Annotated in this window: 10 protein-coding genes; 6 read left to right on the forward strand and 4 right to left on the reverse strand. The window is 66.3% G+C overall.

The features are described from left to right. Positions 1-359 (reverse strand): SixA phosphatase family protein (locus A2J02_RS21745; protein ID WP_068053441.1); only part of this gene is annotated, 359 nt, incomplete at its 3' end. Continuing rightward, on the reverse strand, positions 346-888 hold the full coding sequence (locus A2J02_RS21750; RefSeq protein WP_068053418.1) for a GtrA family protein: 543 nt from the start codon (positions 886-888) through the stop codon (positions 346-348). The genes A2J02_RS21745 and A2J02_RS21750, both read right to left, overlap by 14 nt. Positions 889-950: 62 nt before the next feature. On the opposite strand from A2J02_RS21750, the gene A2J02_RS21755 reads away from it, so the two are divergent. Next, positions 951-2,144, forward strand: a complete 1,194-nt coding sequence (locus tag A2J02_RS21755; RefSeq protein WP_068053422.1) for an MFS transporter — start codon at positions 951-953, stop codon at positions 2,142-2,144. Here A2J02_RS21755 and A2J02_RS21760 read toward each other — a convergent pair. Further along, positions 2,123-2,728: a TetR/AcrR family transcriptional regulator gene (locus A2J02_RS21760; protein WP_068053425.1), complete on the reverse strand. Its 606-nt coding sequence runs from the start codon at positions 2,726-2,728 to the stop codon at positions 2,123-2,125. The genes A2J02_RS21755 and A2J02_RS21760 overlap by 22 nt on opposite strands. Positions 2,729-2,794: 66 nt before the next feature. Here A2J02_RS21760 and A2J02_RS21765 point away from each other — a divergent pair, with 66 nt between their 5' ends. The 3 genes from A2J02_RS21765 (at position 2,795) to A2J02_RS21770 (ending at position 4,775) form a co-directional block, all read left to right on the forward strand. Then, on the forward strand, positions 2,795-3,436 hold the full coding sequence (locus tag A2J02_RS21765) for a GAP family protein (protein ID WP_068053428.1): 642 nt from the start codon (positions 2,795-2,797) through the stop codon (positions 3,434-3,436). Positions 3,437-3,598: 162 nt separating this feature from the next. Then, positions 3,599-3,721: a hypothetical protein gene (locus A2J02_RS28940; RefSeq protein ID WP_269454890.1), complete on the forward strand. Its 123-nt coding sequence runs from the start codon at positions 3,599-3,601 to the stop codon at positions 3,719-3,721. Between the two features lie 106 nt (positions 3,722-3,827). After that, a complete protein-coding gene (locus A2J02_RS21770; protein ID WP_068053432.1) occupies positions 3,828-4,775 on the forward strand; it encodes a CPBP family intramembrane glutamic endopeptidase in 948 nt (315 codons plus the stop codon). Here A2J02_RS21770 and A2J02_RS21775 read toward each other — a convergent pair. After that, positions 4,765-5,274 carry a GNAT family N-acetyltransferase gene (locus tag A2J02_RS21775; RefSeq protein ID WP_068053435.1) on the reverse strand — a complete coding sequence of 170 codons (510 nt, stop codon included), beginning with the start codon at positions 5,272-5,274 and terminating at the stop codon, positions 4,765-4,767. The two genes, A2J02_RS21770 and A2J02_RS21775, sit on opposite strands and share 11 nt — an antisense overlap. A 74-nt stretch (positions 5,275-5,348) precedes the next feature. Here A2J02_RS21775 and A2J02_RS21780 point away from each other — a divergent pair, with 74 nt between their 5' ends. Then, positions 5,349-7,481, forward strand: coding sequence for an HNH endonuclease signature motif containing protein (locus tag A2J02_RS21780; RefSeq protein WP_068053438.1), 2,133 nt, complete (start codon positions 5,349-5,351; stop codon positions 7,479-7,481). A 151-nt stretch (positions 7,482-7,632) separates the two neighbouring features. Further along, a complete protein-coding gene (locus tag A2J02_RS21785; RefSeq protein WP_176460393.1) occupies positions 7,633-8,184 on the forward strand; it encodes a biotin transporter BioY in 552 nt (183 codons plus the stop codon). The last annotated feature ends 123 nt before the right edge of the window (positions 8,185-8,307 follow it).

An 8,307-nucleotide genomic window follows, 5' to 3' on the forward strand; every position in this document is an offset into this window, starting at 1 on the left:
GTCCAGGGAATTCCGGGTTCGTGTCCGACGACCAGCAGCGTCGAGACGGTCACGTCGTCGAAGTACGTGTCCGCAAGGCGGATTTCGTCGATGATCTCGTCCGCGGATCCGCCGTAGATGTCTCGCTCGAATCGGGTGGGAGCGTCGCCCATGCCGGTAGCGGCCAGCGTTTCGCGGGTGCGCAGGGCCGTCGAGCACAGCACTGCATCGACGCGGCCGACGTGTTCGGTGATCCAGGCTCCGGCGAGTGCCGCCTCGCGTTGGCCGCGCGGTGCCAAGGGTCGTTCGTGATCCGGCACTCCGTCGGGGTAGCCGGATTTTCCGTGCCGCATGAGCACGAGGGTCCTAGTGGTCGCCATGCCGTCCACCGTAAACGGTCAGGGCGGCGGGGTCGGCAAGAACGTTCACCGGTTCCGGGAAGACGAACTTGCGCATCGCCCACCATCGGAATGCGGTTGCCAGCAACGTGCCGATGATGGAGCCGCTGACGAAGTCGGCGATGTTCTCGGTGAGGAAGGACACGTTCGGCGACCGCAGATCCAGCACGTAACTCGACACCCACAGCGGTAGCTGGTTGATTGCCAGGCCGGTTCCGGCGACGGCGAAGAACAGCGCTGCCTCGTGGTGACGACGTCGTCCGCCACGCGCTGTGAACGACCATTCCCGGTTGAGGATGTACGACACGATCGTCGCGATCAGCACGGCCAGAACGTTCGCTGTCACCGGCTTGTCCTGCAGGATCGTCCACTTCAGGCCGAAGAACAGTACGACGGTGACGACGAAGGTGATCGCTCCGACGATGAGGAACTTGAGGGCCTCGGCGTGCTTGACGAGGGGCTCGAGCCAGCGTTCGGGAACGCGGTCGGTGAGGCGGTCGGACACATGCATCCCATCGACGTTACCTCGAGTAACGGATCCGGCCCGACGACGAACGATAGGCTCGCATCGATATGACTGGTGCCAGGCTGTCCGTTCTCGTCGTCTTCTTCGTCAACGGCGCGGTGTTCGCGAACTGGGCTCCCCGCATTCCGGAGATTCAGAACTCACTGTCGATCGACGTCGCAACGCTCGGCCTCGCCTTGACCGGTGTCGGGCTCGGCGGGCTGGCGGCAGCCCCCGTCGCCGCTGCGTCGGTCCGACGGTTCGGCAGTCGGTGGACCATTCTCGCCTCGGGGCTGCTGTTGTGTGCGGCCTTCGTCCTGCCCGCGGTCGCAGTGTCGTGGTGGACGCTGCTGGCGGCGCTCGTACTGCTCGGCGGTGCCGATGCTGTGATGGACATTTCGATGAACGCGCAGGGTGTCCTCGTGGAGGAACGAGCGGGGAAGTCGCTGCTGAGCGGCTTCCATGCCGCCTGGAGCGTCGGTGCCGTCGTCGGGGGAGTGACCGGCGCGGCCGCGGCCGGCATTCGGATGCCGGTGGTGGCGCACTTCGGCGTGGTCGCGGTGGTGCTGATGCTCGTTCTCGTTGCCGTCGGACGGGGTCTGGTGGGTCCGGAATCGGTGGCGCTCGACGATCACGAGGACCCGGCATCCGGCCCCGTTCTCGTGCGTCCGACCGCAGCACTGGCCCTACTGGGGGCCGTGGTGTTGCTCGCCGGGCTGATGGAGGACTTTCCGCAGTCGTGGAGCGCGGTCTACATGACGACCGAAGAGGGCGCGGGCCCGGGCTCGGCCGGCATGGCGTTCGTTGCGTTCTCGGCCGCGATGCTGATCGGTCGGTTGGTCGGAGACCGGATCGTCGACCGGTTCGGCCCGTCGACGGTGCTGAGCGGAGGCGCGTCAATGGTGGCCGTGGCTTTCCTCGTCATCCTGGGCCTGTCGGTTCTGGCCGCGGATCTACCGGTCCTGGTCATCGGGGCGTTCGCGGTTGCTGGCCTGGGCGCGAGCCCACTGTTTCCCATCGTCTTCAGCCTGGCCGGGCGGCTTCCCGGTGTGTCCTCGGCGGCGGCTATCTCGATCGTGTCGCTGGTGTCCCGGATCGGATTTCTCGTGGCACCCATGGCCGTCGGTCGCGTCGTGGATGCGTCGGGCTTCGGATCGGTGTTGGGTGCCATTGCCGCGGCGGGCGTCGTCGTCGCGGTGATCGGGTGGTACTACGGCCGCAGATTCCCTGTCGACTCGACTCAGGACCGCGGCTCCAGGTAAGTGCGCAGCAACCGACGTACCTCCTCGGTCGCGAGTTGCTCGGGGTACGTCACCGCCTGCAGCGTCAGGCCGTCGATGTAGGTATGCAGTTCGGCCGCTGCGTGTTCGTCCGCTGCGCGGTCGAATGTGAATGCGGGAGAGTTCGGGCGGTCGAGATCGTGCAGGTGCGCCCACGCGAGCCGGCACAGGTACCGGCTGCCGAACCACCCGGCCGCCTTGAGAGCGGCAAGTCGCGCGTCGAATCTGGCACGCACGATCGCTTCCAGCCATACCGACGCCTCGGCGCGGCGGTCCTCGTCGAGGGGCAGCATCTCCTCGAGGACGCGGATCGCTCGCGTCGGTCCGTCCCCGTCGGTGGGGTGCGCCTCCAACCGCTGCACGACGCGTTGCGTCATGGCCTCGGCCGCGAAGAGGACAAGTTCTCCCTGATTGGAGAAGTAGTACCGAAGTGATCCGGGGGAGACGCCGGCTTCGGCGGCGACGCTACGTACCGTCGCCCCGTCCATTCCTGCTCGTTCGATGACGCGCCACACGGCGGCGACGATCTCCGCCCGGCGTGCGTCGTGGTCGACGATCTTCGGCATCGGTCTGTTCTAGCACGCAGGAATCTTTTTGACACAACTGTGTCGTAGTCCTGTTACGGTACAGCTGTGTTAATTCAGCTGATCGGGCTCGCGCTGGTGGACAGCATCGGCGTCGGGACTCTTGCGGTTCCGCTGTGGATGATGCTGCGGCCGTCGTTTCGGGTGCGTGTCGTTCTGCTGCATCTGGGCGTGTTGGGGCTGGTCTACTTCGGGGTCGGTGTCGCCTTGTGGGCGGCCACCGATGGCCTGAGCGTCGCGATTCCTGGTGACGCGTGGACTCGATTGGCGGTGGGTCTTGTGGTTCTGGTCATGGGCCTGGTCTGTGACCGTCGGCGGCGAGTCCCGAGCAGTGCGTGGTGGGCGCGGCCCCCGAGAAGCGTCCGAGGGGTGGTCGTGCTCGCCGTCGCTGTGGCCGCGGTGGAGGTGGCGACGATGCTGCCCTACTTCGCGGCGATCGACGCGGTCGTCGAGTCCGGTCTGGGGTGGAAGTTCTCGGTGTTACTGCTCGCGGGGTACGTGCTCGTGACGCTCTCACCCGCTCTCGTCCTGCTCATCGCCAGAGTGTTTGCGCAGGAATATGTTTCGTCGCTCACGCCAACTTTGCTCCGGCGCGTGGATCACTGGAGTGGGGACGTGTCGGCGACGGTGTTGCTCGTGGTGGGCGCGCTACTGGCCGCGGATGCGGCAATCGAACTGAACCTGGTCTGACCGGATTGCGGTCCGAATCGATGAAAGGGAAACGATGAAGGCAAGGAATGTGCGCAGCATCGTCGTGATTGTCGTCGGAGCTGTGCTGGCGCTGTTCTTCTGGACCTTCGGTTCTTCTGGTTCCAGGGCGGGCCGATCGGCTGTGTTCTGGTGGTACTCGCGATGGTCGACATTTGGGAATCGCGCCGCGGCACCCCGAAGAAGGGATTGCTTGCGGAACTGCGAGACGACATCGTCGGCGGTGAGGATTCGAGCGACACACCCGAGCCTGGCCCTCGGTCGTGAGGGGCACCCCCCGGCTCGTATCGCCAGGACGGTACTGAATTCTCGGCCCGGGCGTGATAGACAAGCTGTTCGGCGGTGCTGTATCGAGCGGAATGGTGGTGGCCTGGTGACGACCGGTGTCGACGCGGGGCTTGCTGAACGCCCGTCTCGGCGTGGTCTGACCGCTGCCGGTACCGCCGTGATCGTCCTGGGTTTGGTGGCCGGTTGGGTCGTCGTCTACTTGGTCGGCCTGATGGGTGCGCTGTGGCGTTTCCGTGAGCCCGACGCGCCGGCCCCGATTCTGTCGATAAGGGATCAGTGGGCCGATCTCGCTGTCGGCGCGGCGCAGGTGTTGGTGGGTGCCGTCGCGATCGCCATCGTCTGGTTCGTTCGGCGTCGGAAGCTGCCTACGGTGTGGCCGGCCCGCAGTGGGACCGCGTTCGAGGCTGCGCTCACGTGGTGTGCCGCGATCGGTGCCGCTTCTGCTTCGCTGCTCGTGTTGTCGCGGCTGGACATCGTCCGATTCAGCTTCTCGATCCCGGCCTCGGTCGAGTCCGATTGGCTCGCAGTGGTTTCCGCTCTCGTCGTGGGTCTACGGGAGGAGCCGATCCTGGTGGCGTTGCCGGTGTTGTTGCTCGTCGGCCGGGTCCCGATCTGGGCGATCATGGCGTTGTCGGGCACGATGCGGGGCCTCCTCTACATGTACTTCGGCGGAGGCGGTTTTCTGTGGGCTCTGTGCTGGGGTGCCGCGGCGGTCTGGGTGTTCTACCGCTACCGGCGACTGTGGGTGTTGATCGCCATCCACGGATTGGTGATGAACATCCAGGTGTTCGATCGCGTGATTCCGTCCGAGAATGCGGCGACAGTTCTGCAGTGGGTCAACATTCTGATTCTGTTCTCGGCGCTGCTGTGGTGGATCACCCCGCGTGCGCTGGAAGCTTTCCTGCCGAACACGGTGGCCGTTCGGTACGGCGATTCGACCGTCGAGACGACTCCGATGGTGGCCGAGGTGGTACTGAACCCCGAGAAGCTCGATCCCGACGAGTCCAGACGAGAACCGCCGGTCAAGCCCTGACCATGCGGGCTTCGAGGCACTCCCAGAGCGGGTCGAACTTCTCGGTGCCGTCCAGCTCGAACCGATGCTTGCGGTAGAACGCCACCGCACGATGGTTGGCCGCTGCCACCCACAGATAGGTGGATGCCTCCCGGTCGATCACGGTCGTCATGAGTTCTGTTGCGACGCCGGTGCCGTGGAGCTCGGGCACGACGTTCAGTGACCACAGTTCGGTCGGTGCCGGCGGATTGTCGTCGCGTGGTGGGCCGCCGGTGGCGAAACCGACGATGCGTGAATCACTGGTGTCGACGGCGCATCGGGTGCGCACACCGCGGCTCGACTGCTCGTCGAGGCGGGCGATGATCTGCTCCCAGCGTTCGATGCGATCGCGAGGGCGTAGTGCATCGAGCTTGGCGCTGTTCATCATTCCCGCGTACGTCGCCTTCCAGATTGCCACGTGCGCTGCGCCCAGTTGTTCCTCGTCGCCCGGGCGGATGTCGCGGATCGTGTAGCTGGCCACTGTTGCAGTTATACCGATACGACTCGAATTGTTCTCGGATTTTCTTGTCGTACCCCTCTCGTATCATCGAATGCATGTTCGATACCGGGGGGTGGGGAGCGGCGGAGACGCCGCCGGTCGATGACTGCGTCGCGGGGTTTCTCGACGTCATCGCGCTCAACCGTGTCAACGAGAATCTCGCTCGGGCAGCGACCGTGCTCGCCTACTGCGACGTGCTCGAGATGCGCCTCGAGGCAGCCGAAGCTGCCGGTGGAGATCCGGGCGAGACAGTCCGCGGTGCCCTGTGCGATCTGGCCGTGACGATGACGGGAACGCGCCGCGATGCGTCCGTGGTGCACGACGTCGCGGAGCGTTTGCATCGGATGCCGTTGACTGCCTTGCGTTTCGTCACCGGCAGCTTCGACTGGTCGACGGTGGTGACGATCACCTCGGTGCTGCATCGTGCCAGTGACGAGACGATCGCGAAGATCGAATACGAGGTGTGTGCGGCGGGTGGCCGGATGCGTCCGCAGGCGCTACGCAATCGGATCTGGCGGCTGTGGATGAAGGCCGATCCGGTCGGTGCCGCAGCTGCCCGCGAGACGGCGAAGTCCGAGGAGCTCGGCGTGCGGATCGACCGCACCGGTCCGGGCGGGATCGCGTCGCTCATTGCGAAGATCACCGATCTCGAAGCGGCAGAGGCGGATGCGCTCATCACCGGGATCGTCGGGACGGTCTGTAAGCGCGACCCACGATCGACGGGGACGCTGCGGGCCGCGGGTCTGATGGCGTTGCTGCACGGCGAGCATTCACTGGCGTGTCAGTGCGATCGCGGCGACGACTGCCCGGTGGCAGGTGCTGTCGACGACATTCCTCCTCGGCGCGGGCATCTCCTCCAGATCGTGGTGGCTGTGGAGACATTGCTGGGACTGTCCTCGGAGCCTGCGAGCCTCCCCGACGGGACGCCCATCGACCCCGAAGTGGCGCGCATCGTCGCCACGGATGCGAAGTGGCAGGCGCTGCTGACCGAGCTGGTCGAGATGCTGAAGCCCGAACAGGGAAACACGGGCGACGGCGGATCGAACGGTGACGGCCGGGACGTTGACGGCCCTGACAGTGGTGGGTTGGACGGTGGCCCCGAAGGCGGCCCTGACGACGGCGGTGCTGACGACGGCGGTGCTGACGGTGGCGGTCCGGATGGCGATGGCCCTGACGACGGTGGTCCGGATAGCGGTGGTCCAGACGACAGCGGCCCCGATGGCGGTGGTCCGCACGACGGTGGTTCAGCCGGTGGCGGTCCTTCGCATTCCGGCCGCGGGCAGTCGCCCCGTGGCTCCGGCCCAAGTTCCGGGCACTCCGGCCCCGGCCAAACCGGCTCCCACAGCGGCGGTGGGTCGGGTATGCAGTCGAGTTCGTTCGGACCGTTCTCTACGGCGGTGCCGTCGTTGTTGCGTCGGGTGGTCGGCCTGGGTCGGGTACGAGGTGCCGCCCAGCTTCCGTCTGTGCGCCTCAAGGGTGCCCACTGCCTCCCACCTGCACTCCCGCTACTGGGGGAGGAGTCTGTCCGCGATGGGCTCGTCGCACGGTGGCTTGCATGGATTACCGAACGGCCCGAGCGTGCTCGCGGAATCTTTCCCGACGGTCATGGCGGCGAGTCCGCTCCGTCGCGGTCTGCGGTGACGTATCGGCCAGGTGCCCGCGTCGCGGCATTCGTTCGGGCTGCCTATCGCACGTGCACTTTCCCGAACTGCGACGTGCCGGCGGCCCGGTGTCAGATCGATCATCTGGTTCCGTTCGACCACGACGATCCCGGTCGGGGCGGCTGGACGATCGTGACCAATCTTCAGCCGGTGTGCGTGTTTCATCATCAGGCCAAGACCTCGGGGGCGTGGTCGGCCGTGATGCTCGCAGGCGGCGCGATTCTGTGGTCGAACTCGCTCGGTCTGCGCAGAGTCACGTTGCCGGAGTTGTCGATCGCGACTCCCCGCGCATCCCGCCGACGGCGAAGGGTCTCGTCGAGGCCGGGAGCGAGCCTGCTCGAACCCACCCGCTGGGAGCTCGAGTACAGCGGGTGTGCACCGCCGACTCTGGACGACTGTCGTTCTGCGACAACGGGTATCGACCGAAGGGAGTTGGCGGAGAAGCGACGGTCCTACCTGGAACACTGTCGCGTCGTTCATGCACGCGTTCGATACGACCGCACCCGATACGACCCTCCGCCCTTCTGAACCACACCCGTGCCGGTGTGGCACAGGCCGCTGGCCTGCTACCTTGAACGCCGTTCAAGTTTCTTGGGCAGGTCACCGCCCCACTCCACGAGGAGCCACCGTGTCAGATGTCGACAGCAGTACCCGCCAGCCGAGCCGTAAGGTCAGCCGAATGAACGTCTCCGCCCGCGACATGGCGCAGATCGCAGTGTTCGCAGCACTCATCGCCGCGCTCGGCCTGCCGGGATCGATCACGGTCGGGTTCTCGGGCGTCCCCATCACCCTGCAGACCCTCGGCATCATCCTGTCGGGCGCGATCCTCGGACCCCGCAAGGGCACGGCCGCGGTCCTGGTGTTCCTCGCCCTGACGATGATCGGCCTGCCGCTGCTGGCGGGCGGGCGCACCGGTCTCGCCGCCATGGCCGGGCCTACCGTCGGCTACCTCATCGGCTGGATACCGGCAGCGTTGCTGATCGGCTGGCTCACCGCCCGCATTCTCCCCAAGTACTCGATCGCGCTCGGCCTGGCGATCAACGCGGTCGGTGGCATCCTCGTCGTCTATGTATTCGGCATCGCCGGTCTGATCCTGCGCACCGACGTCGGAGTCTGGGCCGCGATCACCTCCAACGGACCGTTCCTGCCCGGCGACATCGCGAAGGTCGTCGTCGCCACCGTCGTCGCCAAGAGCGTCCACCGCGCGTACCCGGGCCTGATCAAGGCGTGACTCTCACGCTGGGAGGTCGAGGCCGCGACAACGACACCGCCATCTCCTGGGCGGGTCGCACACTCACCTACGCCGACCTCGACGCAGCCGTCGAGCAGTGGCCTCACCGCCCGGTGCACGACG

It is taken from the genome of Rhodococcus sp. EPR-147 (assembly GCF_001647185.1).
Taxonomy (GTDB): domain Bacteria; phylum Actinomycetota; class Actinomycetes; order Mycobacteriales; family Mycobacteriaceae; genus Rhodococcoides.